Consider the following 21775-nt stretch of genomic DNA (forward strand, 5'->3'; position numbering starts at 1 on the left):
CCGGCGTCGGCCTCCTTGAGAATCGAGACGATCTGCGTCTCAGTGAAGCGTGACTTCTTCATGTAAAACCTCCTGGCGTTAAATAATGCCAGAAAGCTCTACTTTTCAAGTGTCTATCTTCTGGGGGAGCTTACGGCAGCATCTTGTGCTCTGCCTCCTAACTTCATCTGGTTACCTCTGTTGGCCCAGTTCCTTCTTAAGACCACTCAGTGACTCTGCAGAATTAGCGTACAGCATGAAAGAGAGGATCGCCGGTGGCTTGCAGTCTATCTCTTTCCGGAATCGTAGCCTGCGGTGTGGTAACGCATTCAGCACTAGGTCTTGGAGAGCAAAGTAGGCCTACGGTCAAAGAATGGCAGTATCGTTGACGATCTATCATGGTTCCTTTTGAGGAGGCTAGCATACGAAAGCTTCACTCACAAGATGAGGCATTTTGCGTATTTCCATAAATTCAGCCCTATGGTGTCACATATGAGGTGAGGTATGAACTTCACAGAAGTTCCCTACGTCAAATACGACGGTGTCAAGGTTAACAATATTTGCTACCGGGGCGTTCTCGATATGGTTATTGACCTCATTAAACAACAAAAATGCGGATATATCTGTCTCACAGATGTTTCAAACCTCATAGTTGCTACTAAAAATCCAGATCTCCGCCTCGCGATCAATGACTCAATGCTTTCGTTGGCCGACGGGATGCCTCTAGTGTGGTATGCAAAGATGGTGGGATGTAAAGAAATTGAGCGAATTTCGGGTGCTGCCCTGATGAAGCGTCTGATCATCGATATGGGGAATTACAGGCATTTTCTGTTGGGCGACACCGAGGATACAATAGAAAAAGTTATTGCCGAAGCAAGAAAACTCACCCCCAATATTTTTATAACAGGCCACAGCCCTCCTTTCAAAGATTTTGATGATGAGGACAATCGCGACATGCTGGAGAAGGTGAGAACCGCCAAACCGGACATTATCTGGGTATGTTTCGGAGGAGTAAAGCAAGAACGATGGATGAACAGGCATATTGCAACCCTAGATAGGGGTGTGATGATCGGTGTCGGAGCGGCATTTCGTTTTTTTATCGGCGAGATTGTGACACCGCCAGAGATATTTCAGAAAATGGGATTGCAATGGCTATTCAGACTGGGTGAAGCGTTTATTAAAAATCCCATTCACTGCATAAAACTTGTGCACCAGCGACACATTATGACAAGTAAAGTTGAGTATCTGGTACGCTTACCTCTCGAGGTGGCTTATGGTAGGCAACGGGTCAGGCAAACAACAGGCAGTAACGAGAAGACAGACCAGCAAAGTTCTGACGTTAGAAGGCAATGAACATGGACAAGTTCTTCTCCCGTAATGCTCCGTGGCGAGTGTCAACTACAAAGCTTAAAGGTGCTGAGTACCTAAAGCGTTTTTCGTTTCACCTTACTCTGATCTGCATCGGGGGGGGCATCGGTACAGTCATTCTTGGAGTATCGCCGGCTACAGCCGTGGTAGCTGCGGTCGCGACGCTGCTCATCTCTTTGCTGGTAAAAAATCTTTTAGTTCCTTTCTATTTCGCTGCATTATGCGTCCTTGCACTGCAGGAAGTTGAAATCACGCCCGGATCGTATCTGTGCATTTTTGAGAATGTTAAGAATCCTGGGATTCCCTCTCTTCTCGAAGCTTCAGTGGTTCTTTTGGCTGCTTGCTTTCTCGTCAAATACATCCTGGATAGAGATGTCGAATGGTTTCCCGTATTCACGGCACCAGTAATCTTATTTGGCCTCTTCTATTGCATATCTCTCTGCGTCGGGGTGAATTCTGGAAATAACGACATACTTATTAAGGAAGACTCTAAGAAGTTTGTTTTCCCACTTATGTTTTTCTTATGCAGCATCAACATTTTGAGTACGAAGAAAAGGATTCGCTGTTTTATTAACTTTGTTCTAGTTGTGGCTTCTGTCAAGACCTATCTCGGTATTATTAGCTACCTGAGGGGGGTTGGGTTCGATTACGGCGATGCTCGGGTCATATTCATCGAGACCGCAGACCTAATCCTCGTAGTCACGGTTTTGGTGAGCATCGCAGCTAGGGTGATCTTTGGCAAGTTTACGGGGAAGGCTCTGCTGGTCGTCTGCGTAGTCGGGGCACCATTGCTGTTCTCTCTGGTTTACTCTAACCGAAGGAATGCGTGGCTCGGAATCTTGTTGGCGTTCTGCCTGCTGTTTTGCCTGGCTCCTACGAGAACGAAACCACGCATGGCTGCGATCTTGCTGGGCGCCGCACTGGTCGGGGGGGGCATGATCAACTCGGCTGTGGTATTGCTGGGACTTCCAACTGGACACGACTTGAAAAGCCGGTTCGCTTCTATATCAGACAAAGAGGACAAGTCAAACGAGGCACATATTAACGAGTGGATTGTCACTATCGAGGCGCTAAAAGAACACCCCGTTCTCGGACTTGGATTCGGTTCAGAACATGCTTCGGTACCGGGGGATGATACCATCAACCGTCATACGGTCCACAACGCCTTTCTGATGTTGTACATGAAGATGGGGATCCACGCTTTATTGCTGTTTCTCTGGTCTTTGTTTCAATATTGTTTTTTTTGTGCACGTCGCAGGGGTATCTCTTCTGAGGAGAACCTCGGTTGGTTGAAGTTGGGTCTTTTCTCGACCTTTGCCTATTGGCTTGTAACCCTTAACGTTGCCCCATCTTGGTGGTACTACAGGGAAATGTGTATGATGGCCCTAGTCATGGCAATTGCGGTCAGGCTGTCGCTTTTGTCTGATTCGGCGGACCAATCGCAGGCGAACCAGCAGGTTGTGGTCGATTATCCCCACCGGCGATGATGGAAAACCTGCTGCTATCAATGCGTTGTTTAAGGCGTTGGTGGCTCATCTATTTTGCTTTGTCGTAAGGTGATGTTGCATATCCTGCTTTTCCAATGATTATGGCCATCCAAGGTGATATCACCCTGTACTTGGGACAAAAGTTTGTGCACCAAAGCACACTCTATGGCCCCACTTGGCAGGTAGAACCACACTCCACAAGTCCTGCTGAACGAGGTGCGAGATGCCCCTTATCGTCCCGGACCTGTCAGTAATCATTGTCAGCTACAACACCGTGGAAATTACACGTCGATGTTTGAATTGTATAGCCGACGCAGCTGCAGGTCTGGACTATGAGGTCTTTGTTGTTGATAACAATTCAATTGACGGAAGCGCGTCGATGGTTCGCATGGAGTTCCCTTCTTTTCACCTAATTGAGAACGGGTCCAACCTCGGGGTTGCTGCTGCCACCAATCTCGGACTTTATTACAGCAGGGGGCGTTACCTTGTTAGTATGAACAGCGATGTGTTAGTGCCTCAAGGAGCATTTAGCAAGTTAGTATGGTTTATGGAACAGCATCCGGATGCCGGAGGCGCAACACCACGCCTGGTATTGCATGCACTGGGAGAACATCCCCCTTTTATCGGCAATTTGCCATCGTTCCTCACTGACGTCCTGTTCGCCCTTTGCCTGATTCATGGCAAGTTTGCCCAATGGAGCAATCAGAAGCTCTTTTCAGGTTGGGAGAATTGCGACGTCAGTTGTGAGGTGCCGTGCGTGCACTGGGGAACCTGCTTTTTGGTAAGACGCGAGGTACTTGATACCGTGGGGATGCTGGATCCCAGATTTTTCGTGTACTGCGAGGACCTCGACTGGTCCATACGGATCAGGAAGGGCGGCTGGAACCTCTATTATCTGGCTGAGGTACGAGTGGTCCACCTGCTGAACCAGAGCACAAAGAAAGGGGGCCACAGGATGTACGCGCAAATGTGGAAAAGCCGTTGCCAGCTAGTCGAAAAGAATAGTGGTGTGGTGGCAGGGGCATTATTTAGATGTCTTGTTGCAGCAGCATGTAGCATAAAGGGTATCCTGTTGGTACTGATCAGCAGTTTCGCTGCAAACCGGCGTTCGGAGCTAAGGCAACGTCTGGGGCTACTATATTTAGTCATTAAATCAGTACTCTCATACTGAACTTGGGGCCAAGTGATGATGCCCTTGAGAATACTTTTTTTGCTGTCCGATATGAAAGACTCAGCCACGTACGTTCGAGCCTTCAATCTCTCCAAGCAGTTGGCCAACCTAGGGCACGACCTCACATTGATGGTCGTCTCTCCGGCGCAGACCTTTGTTAAGGCGTCATACATCAAACAGGGGGTCAGAATCGTGGAAACCCCCAACTTCATGCACAACGGACTAGGGCACTTTACGCGCCGCCTCTTTCTGGATCCTGGGATGGGGATACTGGATATACTTTCCCGACTACTGGAGATGAGAAAAGACGGTTACGATATTGTCCAGCTGTTCGACCACTCACTTAATGTCTTTCTTCCTTGGTATATCTTCAAAGGTCATCTTAAGAGCAAGTTCGTCTCCGACTGGTGCGATATTTTCAATTACGAAGGGGGGCTGCGTTACGCCTACTGCTTCCGGCTCGATGCCATCTATCGGGTGGTTGGGTTTCCTTTCAGGACGCTTTCCCGGTATTTGGAGTTCAACCTGCGCCGCAAGGTTGACGGGGTGACGGTAATCTCGGACGGTTTGCGGGAATTCGCAATCCGGCAAGGCGTTGCCCAAAATAACATATTTGTCGTTGAGGGGGGGGCGGATGTTGATGCAATCAAACCGATTCCTAAAGAAGACGCCAGAAGAAGGCTGGGCCTGCCCCTGGACAGCAGCATTGTGGGATTCTTAGGAACCTTTCAAGGAGATCTGGATATCGTCATCCAGAGTTTCACGAGAGTGAAGCGCGAGGTTCCCGATGCGTTGCTGCTTGTTATCGGCAAACCTTCTTCTTGGATTAGATCCGCCGTGGCTGATGCCGGGATAACGTCAAGCTTCATCCAGGCGGGCCGGTGTTCAGACGAGATGCTGCCCCATTTTCTGGCCTGCGTCGATGTCCTAACCTTGCCTCTCAAAGAAAACCTAGCCAGCCGCACGCGCTGGCCCAATCGGATCGGAGAATATATGGCATGTGGTAGGCCTGTCGTTGTGAGCGACATCGGCGACACTGCCAGAGTGGTCAGAAATCACGACATTGGCCTGGTTGCGGGTACCGATATCGACAGCTTTGCCGATACAATCGTGAGGCTGCTGAAAGACAGCCCGCTGGCGGACAAGATGGGGTGCAAGGCCCGCGAACTCGCCTGCACCAGGTACTCATGGGCGCTACAAGCGGCGAAGCTCGAGGGGATATATTTCCACCTGTTAGCGTCACCGCTTTCGAACTGCAATGACACGTGACACGGGGTGAATCATGGTCGTTTCAGGAACAGGTACCAGGATGTCGGTCGTCATACCGACATGGCAGCGACAGACGCAGCTAAACGCTCTCCTGCGCTCACTTGGGCAACAGCTCAGACTACCTGATGAGGTTGTGGTCGTGTGCCGGGAGAACGACACTGGCTCAATCGAGGCCGTAACAGCATGGGCACAATCAGCGGAGCCCCCCTTGCCCTGCAAGCTACTGACGGTTCAGCGGGAAGGGCACCTCCCGCCTCTGGTCGCGGCGCTGGAACACTGTGACGGTGACATCTTCTGTCTAATCGACGATGACGCCATCCCCAGGAAGGATTGGTTGCTGCGGTTGGAGGAAGACTTCCGTGATCCGAGGGTAGGGGGAATCGGCGGTACGGTGGTGAATCATCTGGAGGATACAACTCCCGCAACCGCATGCGGCCGTCCAGAGTTCGAGGCACCGGGAAGACTCTCCTGGTTCGGACGTTCAGGGGATTGTGGTTCTGTGGTGGGGAACAGAAATCTTGTCGAGGCGGATTGTTTCATCGGGTGCAACATGGCCTTCCGCAGAATCGCACTCTTGGACAGTTTTGATCTGGTGCTCAACTGTGGATCAGCGATCTCCTATGAAACCGATGTGGCGCTCAACGTGAAAAAAAAGGGGTTCAGGTTATTCTATGACCCAAATTCTATTGTGGACCACTATCTTACACCAAGGAAGATCGATTCGAAGCGAGGCTGGAACCAAGGGGAGTGCTTCGTCTACGCGCACAACCTGACCTATATCTGTCTGAAGCACTTGAGCTGGTACGGCAAGCTCGGCTTCGCGTTCTACTTCTTTCTGGGGGGGGCCTGGGGGTGTCCGGGGCCCGGCACTTTTGTGCTGAGCTTCCTTACGGGCCGTCCTGCATCCCTGCGAGAACATTTCATCCCTGCGATGAAAGGGCGTATCTCCGGGGTCATTTCCTATTACCGGAACAAGCGTCGAATCCGCGGGTGACAAGGTCCGGCACGATTGATGGCCACTACGGCTTTATCAGGATAGGCCACCGATAGGTCACAGGCAACAGCTCCTTGGAGGCTCTATGCCGAAGATCAGCATCGTCACGCCCTCTTACAATCAGGCACCGTACCTGAGAAGAACCATCGAGAGTGTCTTAAGCCAAGACGTCGAGGTCGAGTATATCATCGTCGACGGTTGCTCAACGGATGGATCTGCCGAAATAGCGAAAGAGTACGAGGGACGCGCGCGGGTGATCGTCGAGAAGGACAACGGGCAGACCGACGCCATTGTCAAAGGGTTTGCCCTGGCTACCGGCGACATATTGGCTTGGCTCAACTCAGACGACATGTATCTTCCCGGCGCACTGCGCCGGGTAGTGCAGGCTTATGAACAGGGGCACGAGTTTTTCTATGGCCATGTTTTCATCGTGGATGCAGAGGATGCTCTCCTGAGGAAGAGGGTTGCAATTTCCGCCACCCTCGACGATCTCTACTATGGACGCTACATAATTCCGCAAGAGGCGACCTTCTTTTCGCAAAGGCTGTACCGGGCATCCGGAGGGCTCGACCCAGCGTTCCACTATGCCATGGACTACGATCTTTGGCTTAGGCTCGCGTGCTTGCAGCAGCCCAAGTGTCTCGACACCTTCCTCTCCTGTTTCCGTTACCATCGCAACCAAAAAAGCAGCCGCCGGCCCGATCTCTACACCCAAGAGGTGCAAATGGCCCGAGCGAAGTCAGGTGGCGCGCGTCCCGAATCGCTTTTGAAGAGTGCCTCGCACCGGTCCAGATTGCTGCTTCGGAAAATCTACTCAAACATTGCCGTATCCGGAATCACAACCACAATAGCCGACTCGATCAACAAAAAGCGCGGCCTTTTGCCGTAACGATAGCTTCAGGTGCGCCCCCGCGCAATTGCACAAAAAAACAGGCCGCTTCCCAGAAGAAGCGGCCTGTTGTCGTGGTACTGGAGGATCAGTTGAGGCTCAGAACCGGGGGAGACAGCCGCTTGCCCTCGAAAGCACCGATGTCAGGTGCCGAGCCTGAGTAGGCAAGACCAACGTTCACCCCGGCATCTATCAGGTTCGATCCGGTGCTGCTGCGATAGTAGGGATCCGGGCGCGCGCCCGAGCCGGTGAGCTGCGGTGCAACCCCTTTGGTATTGTTGCTCTGGGTGGTGCTGCTGCTCGAGTTGGCAACGTTGTTGCCGTTGCCGGTATTGTAGAACCAGTTGTGGTCCACCAGCGAGCTCGTCAGGGAGGAACCGATGCTGATCGGCGCGGCCGGAGTGTTCATGATCAGGTTGTTTTGGATCTTGGCACCCGAGAGCGAGCCGGAAAAGCTGGAGCCGTCAATGCCGCTGCCGCCCCACGGGTTCGCCGTCATGGTATCGAAGATGTTGTTGTAAATCTCGACGTAGCTGTTGGCTCCCCGCACGAGTTGCAGACCGTCCGCACAGTTGTACACGATGTTGTTGCGGAATCTCCAGTGTGAAACACCCAACCCCGTGGTGTAGTTGGTACTCCAAAGACCGGCGGCGATACCTTTGTTGCCGGTGATGTAGTTGTTGTAGAAGTCGAGCCAGTGGTGGGAGAGTTCTTGGCCCACCGACTGGACCTGCATCGACGATAGGTCGATGGTGTTGTCGTGGATTTTCAGGTTCCAGCTGCTCCCGGAGTCGAGGCTTTTCGGCCCGCCGTTAAGAGAGATCGACTGGTAGAAGGTGGAATTGTAGATCTCGGAGTCTCCGGTGAAGTTGTAGGTCTCGAATACGAATGAGTCGGAGTAATAAACGTTGGTCTTGATGTTGAGGTTGTACCCTTTAAAGCCCTGCAGCCACCCCGGCACCGCTTTCACGCCGGTGCCGCGCGCGGAATAGTTCTCGTTTATGTTCACCTTGTACATCTTGAAGTTGGACAGGGCCTGCAGGTCGATGGCGCCGTAACGGTCATCGGTGGCCTGGGTAGTCTGCGAGGTGCAATCGTCGATGTCAACGTTGTAGACCGCGTCGTTATAGCCCCAGGCTGCAGGGGGGGTATTGGCTGTCGTGTTGTAGTCGGTCCAGTAGGTCCAACCGGCAAGCTTGATGGCGTGGGACTTGATCTTCAGGAACTTCATGTCGTGGATAGTGTTGTAGTCGGTTCCCCTAAGCCAGATGCCGCAGCTCAGGGTCTTGTTGCTGCCGCTTAGGGTGAAACCGCTGATATCGTTGTTTCCGTGCGGGACGGGACTGGTCTGACCGGTCTCACGGAAGATGTAGCCGGTGCCGTAACCGCCGCTGTAGGCACTGGTGATGGTGACGAGGGTCTTCCCCGCCCCCTGGATGTTGACGCCAGGGGCGAGGTTGCAGCGGTTGTTGTCGGTGTAGGTGCCGGCATTGAGGTAAATGGTGTTGCCAGCAGTGGTGACCTTAGAACAGGCCGTGGAAAGGGTTTTCCAGGGAGAGGTCGAACTGCCGTTGCCGGACGTGTCGTTGCCGTTAGGGTCGACGTAATAGGTGGCGGCAAAACCGGTGGAACCGAGCAGCAGGGTGGCCAGCAGGGTTAAAAAAGCGATCTTCCCAACGAAAAAGTGTTTCTTGAAACTCATCTTATCTCCTTTAGTGAAGAACTCCGTCGCTCGCCCCTTTCCGAGGAGTTGGCTGGTCCCGGCAACAAAGAAGCCGGGACCGGGTTTGCCAGCTGCTGCAGTCCGGGACGCTTGGTTATCGCTGCTCCTTATGCAGCCGATCTGCCCGGTAAGACACAAAAAAGCCGGGGCCGATATCAGTGTTGGTGATATTTCGGCAACCCGGCTGTCTCGGTGAGACCCAATAGGCTTTCCGCCACTTCCTCGCGAAAGTTTTAGTATTGTCGTGTATCGGGTAACTGTTCTTTCGTGGTGAGACGGTAGCACGGTTGGGGGAGAAAGGTTGGTGACGTCGGTCACCGCAACACCAGATCGCGCAGAGACGTCCCGCCTGGTGACCCCCTTGACATTTGAGGACTCCAATGTAGCCTTCCATGGGTTCAATTCTCACCAGAGGTGCGCTATGGGTGGAATCAAAAAGGGGATCGTCTTGGCTGGAGGAGCTGGAACCAGGCTTTATCCTTTGACCCTGGTTGCAAGCAAGCAACTGCAACCGGTTTACGACAAGCCAATGATCTACTACCCGCTTTCGGTACTGTTCATGGCGGGGATCAGGGAGGTGCTGATCATCTCCACCCCCCTGGATCTGCCGCGGTTCCAGGCCTTGTTGGGAGACGGTTCCCAGTGGGGGGTGAGCCTGAGCTACTGTGAGCAGCCGCAACCACGCGGGATCGCCCAATCCTTCATTTTAGGGGCGGAGTTCATCGGCCAGGATGCGGTATGTCTCATCTTGGGCGACAACATCTTTTATGGAAAGATAGGCCTGGATAGGATCGTAGCAGAATTTGACGGCGGGGCAGCAGTGTTCGGTTATCCCGTCACCGATCCGCAGCGCTACGGGGTGATCAGCTTTGACGCACAAGGGAGGGTGACCGGTATCGAGGAAAAGCCGAAACACCCCAAGTCGAACTACGCCATCCCGGGGCTCTACCTCTACGATCACGAGGTGGTGCCCATTGCCAAGGGGATCCGCCCCTCCGCGCGCGGCGAACTCGAGATCACCGACGTGAACCTCGAGTACCTGCGTCGGGGACGTCTCCGGGTCCAGACCCTGGGCCGGGGCATCGCCTGGCTCGATACCGGTACCCACGAAAGCCTTCTGGAAGCGAGCAGCTTCATCGGCACTCTCGAGGCACGGCAGGGACTCAAAATTGCCTGCCTGGAAGAAGTCGCCTTCCGGATGGGGTTCATCGATACCACGACCATGGCCCGCGCCATCGCCGGGATGCCGGCCTCGAGCTACCGTGACTATCTCGAGCACGTACTGAACGAGACCTCCTGATCTTCCCGCCAGACTGCAGCCTGCCAGACCTCAGGTTCCTCCCGTGTGCGTCGGCACTCCCTGTACCGAACCGGCCCCAGCACGCAGGCTGCGCCAGAAAAATCCCCTCCGGTCCAATTGCTAACCGAAGAGTCGTTGGTATAGTTGGTGGGTTCTTATTTGCAAACATTAATGTGTTGGTGCGCCTGGGAAGCCTCGTGTAAGGTCCGGAATCGCCACAGCTATCGGTAGGTTACAGCGGACCCCAGGTACTGGGAGGAGAATTACGTGTGCGGGATTGCGGGAATAATGAGCCGGTCGGGGCGGCAGAGGCCAGACCTGGAACAGATAAGTACCATGATGGCGCCACTGCGCCATCGCGGCCCGGACCAGTCCGGGGTCTACCTGGACCCGGACCTGGCCATGGCCAACCTGCGGCTGAGCATCATTGGCCTGGGGGACGGGATCCAGCCGATCGGTAACGAGGACGGTACCTTGTGGATCGTCTACAACGGCGAGGCCTTCAACTACCTCGAGTTAAAGGCCGAACTCATAGAAAAAGGGCACCGGTTTGCCACCTCGACCGATACCGAAGTCCTGCTGCACCTGTATGAGGAGTACGGGAGTACTTGCCTGCAGCGCATCAACGGCCAGTTCGCCCTCGCCATCTGGGACAGCCGAAAAAAGGAGCTGTTTCTGGCCCGGGACCGGGTCGGCATCCGTCCGCTCTTTTACGTCGACACCGCGGAAAGGCTCTGCTTCGCCTCGGAGATCAAGGCGATCCTGGCGCTCGAGGGGACGCGGGAGCTCGACCTCGAGTCCCTGGCGGAGGTCTTCACGCTTTGGACGACCGTGCCGGGCCGCACCGTGTTCCAGGGGGTCCGGGAGCTGCCGCCGGGGCATTTCCTGGTGGTGCAAAAAGGGCGGCCGTCGGTTCCCCAGCCCTACTGGCAGATTCCGTTCTACCCATGCGACCCCGCCCTGCGCGGCGCCGACGAGGCAGCCGAGCAGTTGCGCGAACTGCTTACCGACGCGGTGCGGCTCAGGCTGCGGGCCGACGTGCCGGTGGGAGCCTACCTAAGCGGCGGGCTCGATTCCTCCATCATCGCCACGCTGATCTCCCGGCACGGTACCAGTCACCTGAGAACCTTTTCCCTCGGGTTTCAGGCGGCCCCCTTCGATGAGAGCCGGTACCAGCGGGAGCTCATCGACCATCTGGGGGCGGACAACCGGCAGGTCCTGGTAAGTAACGAGCAGATCCGGGCCGCCTTCCCGGACACGGTTTGGCACTGCGAGAAGCCGATGCTGCGTACCGCTCCGGTGCCGATGTTCCTGCTTTCCCGGCTGGTGCGCGACGAGGGATACAAGGTGGTCCTCTCCGGCGAGGGGGCTGACGAGATCCTTGGAGGATACAACATCTTCAAGGAGGCCAAGATCCGGCAGTTCTGGTCACGGTATCCCGCTTCGCAGCGCCGCCCCCTGCTGTTGGAAAAACTCTACCCCTACATCTTCAGCAACCCAAGCCGCGAGCGCCACTACCTCCAGGAGTTCTTCGCGGTTCGGGAACGCGGCGCGGATTCCCCCTTCTTCTCGCACGAGATCCGCTGGGAGAACAGCCGCAAAAACCTCACCTTCCTCTCCGACGACTGCCGCAGCGCGTTGGCGGTTTACGACCCGTTGGCCCGGCTGGCAGAGACGCTTCCCGAGGGTTTCGCAGAGCGCGACCTGCTGGCACGTGCCCAGCACCTGGAGATGGAGCTCTTCCTTGCCGGTTTCCTCCTCTCCTCCCAGGGGGACCGCGTCGGCATGGCCCACTCCGTGGAGATGCGTCACCCCTTCCTCGATTACCGGGTCATCGACTTCGCCTTCAGACTCCCGGCGCGTTGGAAGCTCAGGGGACTTAAGGAGAAGTACCTGCTCAAGCGGGCCTTTAGGGGGGTGATCCCGGAGAGCATCAATAACCGCGACAAACAGCCTTACCGCGCGCCGATACGGGAGCTCTTCTCCGCGCAGGCCCCCCGCGACTACGTCGACGACCTGCTCTCCGAGACCAGACTCAGGGAAAGTGGCTACTTCAATCCACACAAGGTGGCTCGGCTCTACGCGAAGTTCCTGAACACCCCGGCAGGTCTCTCCAGTGAGTTCCAGAACATGGCGCTCGTCGGTGCACTTTCGACACAGATACTGCACGAGCAGTTCGTCAAAGGTGAACGGTTGCGCGCGCTGGGGCGAGTGACTCCGGACCGTGTGGTGAGGGGAGGGGAAACCCCAGCTCCCCACCGTGGTCGCTAAGGGCAGAGGAGGTTTCGTCATGGGCGAAAGATCAGTACACCACCTGCTCGAGAACAGTGCGCGGCTGCACCCTCAGCGCACCGCGCTCATTCACGACAGCGAGCGGGTAAGCTATGGCAGGCTGAACCAGGAGGCAAACTGCCTGGCAAGTTTCCTGCGGCAGCAGGGGGTGACTGCAGGCGAGCGCGTGGCGCTGCTTTTGGAGAACAGCCTTTGCTACGTGGTGAGCTACTACGGGATACTGAAGGCAGGAGCGGTCGCCGTGCCGCTCAACCCGGAACTCAAGGCCGAGGGGCTGGGAGAACTCCTGCGGGACCTGGAACCGCGGATGGTGATCGTGAGCCGGAAAGCGGAGCACGCCCTCAGGGAGAGTGACCCGGACCGACTGGGGATTTCTCTGGTCCTGGTGCAGGACCCGGCCCTTGCCTGGAGCGGGGGGCACGCCCGGATACTTCCTTGGGAGGATGCCCTGGAGCAGGGTGGGACGGAGGACCCGGGCCAGTGCGGCAGCCCCGACCGGCTGGCGAGCATCATCTACACCTCGGGTTCCACGGGAAAACCCAAAGGGGTGATGCTGTCGCATCGCAACATCGTTGCCAACACCGACTCGATCGTGGCCTACCTCGGATTGACTGAGCAGGACATCCAGATGGTGGTGCTGCCGTTTTTCTACGTGATGGGGAAGTCGCTTTTGAACACGCACGTCGCGGTGGGGGGAACGGTGGTCCTGAACAACAACTTCGCCTACCCCGCCTCGGTGATCGCCCAGATGGCCTCCGAGAGAGTAACCGGCTTTTCCGGGGTCCCCGCGACCTATGCCTACCTGTTGCACCGCTCGCCTCTGGCGGCCTTCCGGGACCGGCTCTCCGAATTGCGCTACTGCACCCAGGCCGGAGGTCACATGTCGCGGCAGATCAAGGAGCAGCTCATCGAGGCGCTGCCGCCGCACACCCGGCTTTTCGTCATGTACGGGGCGACCGAGGCCGCGGCGCGGCTGAGCTATGTGGAGCCGGAGCGGCTCAGGGAAAAAATGGAATCGATCGGCCGGCCGATTCCCGGGGTCACCATCCGGGTGGTTGACGACCAGGGGCGCGAGGTTGCCAGGGGGGAGTCGGGGGAACTTGTCGCGTCCGGCGCCAACATCATGCAGGGGTACTGGCGCGACCGCGAGGCGACCGCGCGGGCCCTGGACCACAACGGCTACCACACCGGCGACCTGGGATACCAGGACGCAGACGGCTACCTCTACGTCACCGGCCGTAAGGACGACCTGCTCAAGGTCGGCGGGCACCGGATCGACCCGCAGGAGATCGAGGACGCCCTGATGGCGAGCGGACTGCTCCTCGAGGTTGCGGTGCTCGGGGTGCAGGACGAACTACTGGGCAAACGACTGGTGGCCCTGGCGGTACCGCTTGACCCGGCTACCACGGCGGGGACCCTCCTGGCCGGCTGCCTGGACCGGCTGCCGCGCCACAAGCTCCCCGGCGAGGTCCGGTTCGTCCAGGCGCTCCCCAAATACCCCAGCAGCAAGGTGGACCGCCCCGGCTGCCTGGCCCTCTTTCACTCCCCGGGCGCCGACGCCGGCAGCGAGCGGCCCGCACCCCCGCAACCCGGAACCTCAGGCGAGGAGGTACGTCCATGAACGGCAGCACCCCTTTCTCCCGTCACCTTTTGCACCTCAACCCCGAGCTCGAGGCAGACCGCATCTGCCGGCGCATCCGTGAACTGATGCTGTCGCAGGTCAAGCGGCGCGGCCTGGTGGTTGGCCTCTCGGGCGGGATCGACTCCAGCGTCACCGCGGCCCTGGCCGCCCGCGCACTCGGGCCGGAGCGGGTACTCGGCCTGGAGATGCCGGAGCGCCACTCTGCCGAGGAGAGCCTAAGGCTCAGCAGCAGCGTGGCCCGCACCCTGGGGATCCCGACGGTCCGCGAGGAGATCTCGGCCACCCTTGAATCGGTCGGCTTCTACCGCAAGTACGAGGATGCCGTGCGCCAGGTGGTTCCCGAGTACGCTTCGGGGTGGAAATCGAAGATCGTCACGAGCGGCATCACGGCCAGCGCCAGCATCACCGCCTTCTCCATCGTGGTGCAGGCCCCGGACGGCGCGCAGCTGAAGATGCGGCTCCCCTTCAAGCCCTACCTGGAGATCGTGGCGGCGACCAACTTCAAGCAGCGCATCAGGAAGATGCTGGAGTACTACCATGCAGACCGGCTGCACTACGCGGTAGCCGGGACGCCGAACCGCCTGGAGTACGACCAGGGGTTCTTCGTGAAGCTGGGGGACGGGGCCGCGGATCTCAAACCGATCGCGCACCTCTACAAGACCCAGGTGTACCAGGTGGCGGAGTACCTCGGCATCCCCGAGGAGGTCCGGAGCCGCCGACCCACGACCGACACCTACTCGCTCGCCCAGGGGCAGGACGAGTTCTACTTTGCACTCCCCTTCGACCAGATGGACCTCTGCCTTTTCGGCAAGAACCACGAGGTGGCGGCCCGCGAGGTGGCAGCGGCGCTGGGGCTTACCGAACAGCAGGTCGAGCTGGTTTACCGGGACATCGACGTCAAGCGCGCCACCACACGCTACCTGCACCTGCCGCCGCTTCTGGTGGATCGGGTGGAGTGGCAGGAGGAGTGAGTTGGCCGCGAACCAAGGGAGGAAACAGACATGAGCCTTCAGGAGGAAATCAGGCAGTTCATCGTCGATACCTTTCTCTTCGGAGAAGATGGCGGGCTAAGGGACGACAGCTCGTTTCTCCAGGAGGGGATCGTGGACTCCACCGGAATCCTGCAGCTGGTATCGTTTTTACAGGAGAGGTACCTGATCAGCATCGAGGACGCCGAGTTGATTCCGGACAACCTCGACTCCATCGGGAAGGTAGCAACGTTCGTGCGTAGCAAACAGGCGGCACCCGGCACGGGACAGGCGACGGCGCAGGCGCTGGTGCCGGAACCGGCCTGACCGCGTCAGGCGCCAGTGGGGGAAAGGGGCAGGAGATATGAGCTCGGCAGGGATCAACAACTGGCACATCCTCAGGGAGTTGGGTCCATCCAACTCGCTGAAACTATTGGGTTCCCGGGTGTTCTCCCTGGATCACTATTTCGTGCTGAGGAAAAACCTGATGGAGCCCGAGCCCGAAACCCCGGCCGTCGGGGCCAAACTTGCCCTGGAGCCGATCGCCCCGTCCGACATCGAAAAGATCCTGGAGAGCCTGGCAAGCCTCACCCCGGCGGAGAAGCGGGACGTCCTCGGCTACCTGCACTTTTACGAAAGCGGCTTTAAGAACTGTTACGTGATGCGGCGCGACGGCCAGGTCGCCTACATGCAGACCCTCATCTACCCGGAGCAAAACGACCTGATCGAGAGGAAGTACCGCAGCAAGTTCTACCCCCTCAAGGAGAGCCAGGTCATGGTGGAGAACGTCTTCACCTTCGTCCCGTTCCGTGGGCTGGGGTGCCTGCAGCAGGGGACCCGAAAGCTCCTGGGCCTAGCGCGCAGTCAGGGGTACCGCTCGGCGGTCTGCTACATCAGGAAGGACCGGATCGTCTCGCTGAACGAGTTCATCAAGATGGGGTTCAAGATCACCCGGATGATGCCGGAGTACAAGGTGCTGGGGAGGGTCTGGCGGGATCTGTAGAGGCGGGACGGTTGGCACTGGCAAACACGAGCGGCTTTACCTTCTGGGAAGATAAAGCCGCTCTTTTGTATCCGGGACTTAAAAAAACGCCTTACTTCTCGTCGTAGGTCTTCTTCAAGAGGTGGAACAGGACCGCGAGTAAAAGTGCCCCGGCGACCACGATCCCCCCCGCCATCTTGCGCTTGGCTCGGGTATCCTCGATGACCTTCAGGTCGCGGTTGAGCTTGCCGAGCTCGGCGTTGATCTGGGCCGATTCCCCCTGCACCTTGGCTACGTTCACCTCGTGGAACAGCGAGTGGAATCTGTTGCGCACCGCGAAGAGGCTCTTGCCCAGCCGCTCGGTGTCGACCCCCTGGGACTGGTAGGTCTTGATCCTGCGGTCGATGCTGACGATGGACCCCTCGGTCTGCTGCATGGCGTCACGGATCACCCGGGCCCGCTCGAAGCTGTGGCAGCGGCTGCAGCTCTTCTCGTTTATGAGGGTGAGCGAGGCCCGCTGCACGGCGTGGTTGGTGTGGCAGGTCACGCAGGTGGGGCCCCCCTTGCCCAGGGCGCGGCCGTGGGCGCTCGCCAGGTAGTCCTTGAGGACCCCCGGGTGGCAGCGCCCGCAGAAGGCAGGTATCTCGGCCTCCTTGGGGGCTCCCAGAAAGCCGCGCGAGCGGTTCATCGCGTCGGCGGCGTCCTTGGGGTCACCGCCGTGGCAGGCGTTGCAGGAGATGCCGTTTTCGGCGTGCACGCTGGTGCGCCAGAGCTTCACGGGGGCGCCGAGACGGTCGGGGAGGGAGCCGTGGCACTGGATGCAGACCGTTTCGGGCTGTTCGGCGCGGGCCGGGCCGCAGCTCGCGCCCATGCCCAGCAGGAGTGCGGCGGTGACGAAGAGGGTGCGTGGGAACGTGATTCGCATCATCATGAGTAGTGCCCCCATACGGAAAGTCCGACCCAGAGTAGGAACCCGCCAAAGAAGCAGACCAGGAACAACGGCCGCTTGAAGGGGTTGCGTTCGGGAGAGCGGTCGATAAACGGCAGCAGTGCCAAGAAGGTCATCGCGGCGGCCTGCACTGAGAGGCCGAGCAGTTCGCTGGGGAAGATCTTGAGCGTCTGGTAGTTGGCCAGGAAGTACCACTCCGGCTTGATGTGGGCCGGGGTCTGGAAGGCGTTGGCCGGTATGAAGGCGTCCGGGGTGAACAGCAGGTTGGGGGCGAAGAAGACCACCGCCAAAAACACCGCGAAGTAGACGCCGATCGAGGTAAGGTCCTGCAGGGCGTAGTTGGGGAAGAACGGGATCCCGCCGGGATGGCTCTCGTAGCGGTAGTGCTCCGGGTTCCAATGGGAGCCGGTCTCGACCTGGTCGCCGAAGGGAGGGGTCGAGATTCCGGTCCGCTTCAGGCAGAACAGGTGGGCGCCGATGAGCCCCGCGATCACCGCGGGGATCACCCCGACGTGCAGGGCGAAGAAGCGTCCCAGGGTGGCGGGGCCGACCAGCTTGCTGCCGCGCAGGAACTCCACCAAGTAGGGGCCGACCACGGGGATCGCTGCTGCCGAGTTGGTGGCCACGGTGGTGGCCCAGAAGGAGAGCTGGCTCCAGGGGAGCAGGTAGCCGGTGAGCGAGATCCCCTGCACCAGGGTGAAGAGCAAAAACCCGGTGAGCCAGTTCAATTCCCGTGGGCTCTTGTAGCTTTTCATGAACAAGGTGGAGAGCATGTGCATGATGAGCACCGCGACCATCATGTTCGAGCCGACTGCGTGGCAGAGCCGGATCAGCCAGCCGTAGGGGAGCTCGTTCATGATGTAGGTCACGCTCTTGAAGGCCTTCTCGGCATCGGGGACGTAGTACACCAAGAGGAGCAGGCCGGTCACCACCTGCAGGGTGAAGATCACCAGGAGCACACTCCCCAGCGAGTACCACTCGTTGATGTTTCTCGGCAGCAGGTAGCCGGTGAGCTCCTGCTCGACGATCTCTTTGGCACCGATGCGCAGGTCGAGCCAGTTGTACAGCCTTTTTATCAGGGCCATGGAACCTCCGTTGGCAGGTCAGGAGTTACCCGACAGTGATCTTTCCGTTGGCGACGGAGACGGGAATCTTGGCGAGGGGTCTGGGGGGCGGGCCGGAGACCACAGTGCCGTCGGGGGTGTAGCGGCCGGCATGGCAGGGGCAGAGGAAGTCCTGTTTGTCCTTTTCCCACTGCACGATGCACCCAAGGTGGGTGCAGACCGCGGAGAGGGCCACTACGGCGCCGGCCGAGGTCTTCACGAGTACCGCGGAGGAGCCGGCGTACTCGAAGAACTTGGCCTCGCCGGCGGGGAGGTCGCTTTCGGCGAACTCGACCTTGTTGGAACCCTGCTGGTCCGAGCGCGGGGCCAGGTAGCGGAACACCGGGTACACCGCGGCGGCTGCAGCGGCGGCCGAGGCTCCTGCCAGGCACACTCCGAGAAATTTTCTCCTGCCATTATTTTCCATGCGTCCTCCCGGATTGGCTTGTGCAAATTGGGCTCAAGTATAGTTGCTGTTCTCGGTATTTCAAGTCGAAATGTGAATCCCCTTTTTGAGAATCTACGTGAATGAGCACAGTCACAAATCCGAGACTGCTGAGTATCTTCTTTTGGCACACGGCAAAATTAAGAGGGGTAGACCCAGAGTCAGCCTGAAACCATCGATTCGGTTGTCTTCTTTGCTGACACGACATTCAGCCTAAATCCTTTCAGGCTCATCGTAATCCAACAGTAAGGCTGCCGGCCGCCATGCCGGCAGGGGTGAGGAGAGGGCTTTACGGAGCCGGGCAAATCCGTTATCCTGCCACACCACCCGGCCGCCCGAGTCCCTCGGCCGGTTCTGGAACCCGATCATCTCGAGGAGTGACCTATGCAGAGCTATTACGATCCCAGTGACCTGGGGAAATTCGCCGAGATCGGCAAGGATGTCCCGGAGCTTGCCGGGAAGTTTTTCGACTACTACGGCGCGGTCTTCGCGGAAGGGGAGCTGAGCGAGCGGGAGAAGGCGCTCATCGCCCTGGCGGTGGCGCATACCGTGCAGTGCCCCTACTGCATCGACGCCTACACCCGGGCCTGCCTCGAGAAGGGGTCCAACCTAGGCGAGATGACCGAGGCCCTGCACGTGGCGACCGCCATCAGGGGCGGGGCGTCGCTGGTGCACGGGGTCCAGATGCGCAAGATCGCCGAGAAACTGTCGCTGTAGCGGCAAGGGAGTCCGATGAGCGAGGAGCGGAGGAACAAGGTGGGGTGCGAGCCGTTTGCCGAGAGGCTGGCGCGGCTGGGGCTTGAGTTGCGCCGGGAGCGCACCGTCTCGCTGCAGGTGAACGTGGGGCTGCGCTGCGACCTAAGCTGCGGGCACTGCCACCTGGAGGCGGGGCCCAGGCGCAGCGAGGTGATGGAGCGCCCGGTCATGGACGCAGTGATCGCACTGGCCCGGAGCGCGAGATTTGCGAGCATCGACATCACCGGAGGCGCGCCGGAACTGGTGCCGGATCTAGATTACCTGATCCGGCCCCTGGCGCCGCTTACCGGGCGGCTGGTGCTGCGCACTAACCTGGTGGCCTTAGCCGGGGAGCGGGGCGAGGAGCTGGCGAGGCTCTACCGCGAGCTCAAGGTGGTGCTGGTCGCCTCACTGCCGGCGAGCAACCTGAAGCAGACCGAGGCACAGCGCGGCACCGGTGTCTGGGAGGTGAGCCTTGCCGTGCTGAGACGCCTGAACGAGCTGGGGTATGGGCGGGAGGGGAGCGCTCTGGAACTGGACCTGGTGTCGAACCCGGCGGGGGCCTTTCTGCCGGCCGGGCAACGGGGGATGGAGAGGAAATTCAGGGACGACCTCTGGCGCCGCTACGGCATCAGCTTCAACGCCCTGTACAGCTTCGCGAACGTCCCCTTGGGGCGCTTCAGAAGCTTCCTGGAGCGCTCCGGGAACCTGGAAGGGTATCTTGCGACCCTGGAGGGGGCCTTCAACCCGGCGAGCCTTACCGGGCTCATGTGCCGCAGTCAGCTCTCGGTGGACTGGCAGGGGCGCCTTTACGACTGCGACTTCAACCTGGCGGCGGGGCTGCCGCTTCTGGACGGGCCCCGGCTGGTCGCCGAGCTCGAGGTGCTCCCCGCACCGGGAAGCCGGGTTGCCGTGGGGGAGCACTGCTACGCCTGTACCGCCGGAGCCGGCTTCACCTGAGGGGGGAGCATCGTGGTCTAGGTTAGACCATCATTTTCCTTCCTGGTCCGGGCTGAACAGCCTCCCTGAGTAGCTGTCGCGATTTTTGAAGTAGCTCTCGAACTCGGCGTTGCGCTGGGCGCGTATCATGGAGAGCGGCTGCTTGCGCAGTTCCGCGGGGAGCTCGGCGTACCCCACCCTGGTCCAGGGGCCCCGGTAGCTGGACGAGCGGTGCCAGATACCGTTGGACCAGTAGTAGTAGGTCTTGTCGAGGTAGACGAGGTCGTAGGGGACCCCGACTGCCACCCCGAACCCGAGCTTCGCGGGGAAGAGGAATTCCGGCGCCCCCTTGATGGGGGGGGGCTGGCCGGGTAGCTGGAGGGGGCGGGGAGGCGGCTGCGGGCGCTTTGCCTCGGGTGGTGCGGGTGGGGGAGCCGCCGCTGGCGGCGCCGGCGCCGGCGGCTCGTTTAGCGGCGCGTTGTAGTACTTCTCGATAGTCTGGTAGGGGAAGTAGGGCGCCGGGGCGCCCGCTGCCGTGAGCACAACCACCAGCTGCGCCGTGGCTGCAAGGGACAGGGCTGCGGCTTTTTTCATGTCGTTTCCTCCCGGGTGTCACCCCTTGGCTAACTTGGTGAGCCTGAGGCTCACCTCCCACAGACGTTTGGCGGCGGCCCCCTCGCGGGAGGCCTCGGACGACTGGTGCTCCGCAGCGTCGACGAAGTATCTGCCGCTGACCCGCGCCGCTTCCGGGGCGCTCGCCAGGTAGATCGGGCCCTGCGCCGCGCGCCCCGGCAGCCGCAACTCCCCCGCCGCGAGCGACCCCGCCAGGTGCCGCAGCCAGCTGAGCCACCCGTTGTTTCTGGAAAAACCGCTCAAGACGTTGCCGGGGTGCACCGCGTTCACCGCGACGCCGGTGCCGTCGAGCTGCCGGGCCAGTTCGTAGCTGAACAGCAGGTTGGCGAGCTTGGACTGGGCGTAGGCGGCCTTCCCCTGGTACTCCCTCTCCCCCTGCAGGTCCTCGAAGTCGATCCCTCCGCAGAGCCGGTGCGCCTCCGAGGCGACGTTCACCACGCGCCCGGGCGCCCCCGTCAGGAGCTCCTTGAGCAGCAGGTTGGTCAGGATGAAGTAGCCTAAGTGGTTCAGGGCGAAGGTCATCTCGATGCCGTCCGCGGAAAGGCGCCGCTCCAGGAACCGGGCTCCCGCGTTGTTGACCAGCACGTCCAGGCGTCCGTAGCGCTCGCGGAACTCCCGGGCCAGCCGGTGGATCTCCCCTTGCACCGAGAGGTCGGCCAAAAGCGCCTCGATCGAGGTGTTGCCGCTTTGGCGCCGGAGGGCCGCCACGGTGGCCCGGGCCTTCGCCGGGTTGCGCGCCCCTATGACCAGCGTGGCTCCCCGGCGGGCCAGGGCAAGCGCGGTGGCCCGCCCCACCCCGGAGGTGGCCCCGGTGACCAGGCAGATCCGGCCGGCCAGTTGGCTGTCGGGAGCGGGGCGGAACATGGTGCGCCTCCTTGGGAGTCCTGTGGAAGGGTTGTGGGCGAAC

20 protein-coding genes and 1 riboswitch are annotated in these 21775 nt (G+C 59.3%); of the genes, 14 read left to right on the top strand and 6 right to left on the bottom strand.

What is annotated here, in order from left to right; genetic code table 11:
- Window positions 1–483: 483 nt before the first annotated feature.
- The 6 genes from GMST_RS19945 (at window position 484) to GMST_RS19970 (ending at window position 7157) form a co-directional block, all read left to right on the top strand.
- A complete protein-coding gene (locus GMST_RS19945; RefSeq protein ID WP_183356470.1) occupies window positions 484–1332 on the top strand; it encodes a WecB/TagA/CpsF family glycosyltransferase in 849 nt (282 codons plus the stop codon).
- Between the two features lie 2 nt (window positions 1333–1334).
- A complete protein-coding gene (locus GMST_RS19950; RefSeq protein WP_183356471.1) occupies window positions 1335–2834 on the top strand; it encodes an O-antigen ligase family protein in 1500 nt (499 codons plus the stop codon).
- Window positions 2835–3057: 223 nt separating this feature from the next.
- On the top strand, window positions 3058–4005 hold the full coding sequence (locus GMST_RS19955) for a glycosyltransferase family 2 protein (protein ID WP_183356472.1): 948 nt from the start codon (window positions 3058–3060) through the stop codon (window positions 4003–4005).
- Window positions 4006–4020: 15 nt separating this feature from the next.
- Window positions 4021–5274, top strand: coding sequence for a glycosyltransferase family 4 protein (locus GMST_RS19960; RefSeq protein ID WP_183356473.1), 1254 nt, complete (start codon window positions 4021–4023; stop codon window positions 5272–5274).
- A gap of 13 nt (window positions 5275–5287) precedes the next feature.
- Window positions 5288–6268 carry a glycosyltransferase family 2 protein gene (locus GMST_RS19965; protein ID WP_183356474.1) on the top strand — a complete coding sequence of 327 codons (981 nt, stop codon included), beginning with the start codon at window positions 5288–5290 and terminating at the stop codon, window positions 6266–6268.
- 85 nt (window positions 6269–6353) lie between these two features.
- Window positions 6354–7157 (top strand): glycosyltransferase family 2 protein, encoded by an 804-nt coding sequence (locus tag GMST_RS19970; protein WP_183356475.1) that lies wholly within the window; start codon window positions 6354–6356, stop codon window positions 7155–7157.
- 88 nt (window positions 7158–7245) lie between these two features.
- On the opposite strand, the gene GMST_RS19975 is transcribed toward GMST_RS19970, so the two are convergent.
- A complete protein-coding gene (locus GMST_RS19975; RefSeq protein WP_183356476.1) occupies window positions 7246–8859 on the bottom strand; it encodes a hypothetical protein in 1614 nt (537 codons plus the stop codon).
- Between the two features lie 192 nt (window positions 8860–9051).
- Window positions 9052–9128, bottom strand: a riboswitch (cyclic di-GMP riboswitch).
- A 173-nt stretch (window positions 9129–9301) separates the two neighbouring features.
- On the opposite strand from GMST_RS19975, the gene rfbA reads away from it, so the two are divergent.
- From rfbA to GMST_RS20005, 6 genes are all read left to right on the top strand, one after another.
- Entirely contained in the window at window positions 9302–10180 is an 879-nt protein-coding gene (gene rfbA, locus GMST_RS19980) for a glucose-1-phosphate thymidylyltransferase RfbA (protein ID WP_183356477.1), read from the top strand.
- Between the two features lie 267 nt (window positions 10181–10447).
- Entirely contained in the window at window positions 10448–12451 is a 2004-nt protein-coding gene (asnB, locus tag GMST_RS19985) for an asparagine synthase (glutamine-hydrolyzing) (RefSeq protein WP_183356478.1), read from the top strand.
- 19 nt (window positions 12452–12470) lie between these two features.
- On the top strand, window positions 12471–14093 hold the full coding sequence (locus tag GMST_RS19990; protein ID WP_183356479.1) for a class I adenylate-forming enzyme family protein: 1623 nt from the start codon (window positions 12471–12473) through the stop codon (window positions 14091–14093).
- Window positions 14090–15085: an NAD(+) synthase gene (nadE, locus tag GMST_RS19995; protein WP_183356480.1), complete on the top strand. Its 996-nt coding sequence runs from the start codon at window positions 14090–14092 to the stop codon at window positions 15083–15085. The genes GMST_RS19990 and nadE overlap by 4 nt, the downstream gene beginning before the upstream one ends.
- A gap of 30 nt (window positions 15086–15115) precedes the next feature.
- Window positions 15116–15409, top strand: coding sequence for an acyl carrier protein (locus tag GMST_RS20000; RefSeq protein WP_183356481.1), 294 nt, complete (start codon window positions 15116–15118; stop codon window positions 15407–15409).
- A gap of 37 nt (window positions 15410–15446) precedes the next feature.
- Entirely contained in the window at window positions 15447–16085 is a 639-nt protein-coding gene (locus GMST_RS20005) for a GNAT family N-acetyltransferase (protein ID WP_183356482.1), read from the top strand.
- Window positions 16086–16176: 91 nt separating this feature from the next.
- Here GMST_RS20005 and GMST_RS20010 read toward each other — a convergent pair whose 3' ends face one another.
- Genes GMST_RS20010 through GMST_RS20020 form a run of 3 tightly spaced genes read right to left on the bottom strand, consistent with a single transcriptional unit; the run spans window position 16177 to window position 18543 of the window.
- Window positions 16177–16995: a multiheme c-type cytochrome gene (locus GMST_RS20010; RefSeq protein WP_183356483.1), complete on the bottom strand. Its 819-nt coding sequence runs from the start codon at window positions 16993–16995 to the stop codon at window positions 16177–16179.
- Window positions 16992–18098, bottom strand: coding sequence for a cytochrome b (locus GMST_RS20015; protein ID WP_183356484.1), 1107 nt, complete (start codon window positions 18096–18098; stop codon window positions 16992–16994). Before GMST_RS20015 ends, GMST_RS20010 begins: the two co-directional genes overlap by 4 nt.
- Before the next feature lie 25 nt (window positions 18099–18123).
- A complete protein-coding gene (locus tag GMST_RS20020) occupies window positions 18124–18543 on the bottom strand; it encodes a QcrA and Rieske domain-containing protein (RefSeq protein ID WP_183356485.1) in 420 nt (139 codons plus the stop codon).
- 402 nt (window positions 18544–18945) lie between these two features.
- On the opposite strand from GMST_RS20020, the gene GMST_RS20025 reads away from it, so the two are divergent.
- Complete coding sequence (locus tag GMST_RS20025; protein ID WP_183356486.1) at window positions 18946–19278, top strand: arsenosugar biosynthesis-associated peroxidase-like protein; 333 nt, start codon at window positions 18946–18948, stop codon at window positions 19276–19278.
- A 15-nt stretch (window positions 19279–19293) separates the two neighbouring features.
- Window positions 19294–20256 carry an arsenosugar biosynthesis radical SAM (seleno)protein ArsS gene (gene arsS, locus GMST_RS20030; RefSeq protein WP_183356487.1) on the top strand — a complete coding sequence of 321 codons (963 nt, stop codon included), beginning with the start codon at window positions 19294–19296 and terminating at the stop codon, window positions 20254–20256.
- Between the two features lie 30 nt (window positions 20257–20286).
- On the opposite strand, the gene GMST_RS20035 is transcribed toward arsS, so the two are convergent.
- Window positions 20287–20829 carry a hypothetical protein gene (locus GMST_RS20035; RefSeq protein WP_183356488.1) on the bottom strand — a complete coding sequence of 181 codons (543 nt, stop codon included), beginning with the start codon at window positions 20827–20829 and terminating at the stop codon, window positions 20287–20289.
- Between the two features lie 18 nt (window positions 20830–20847).
- Complete coding sequence (locus GMST_RS20040; protein ID WP_183356489.1) at window positions 20848–21732, bottom strand: SDR family oxidoreductase; 885 nt, start codon at window positions 21730–21732, stop codon at window positions 20848–20850.
- Window positions 21733–21775: the final 43 nt, after the last annotated feature.

Source organism: Geomonas silvestris, from assembly GCF_014193515.1.
GTDB classification, from domain to species: domain Bacteria; phylum Desulfobacterota; class Desulfuromonadia; order Geobacterales; family Geobacteraceae; genus Geomonas; species Geomonas silvestris.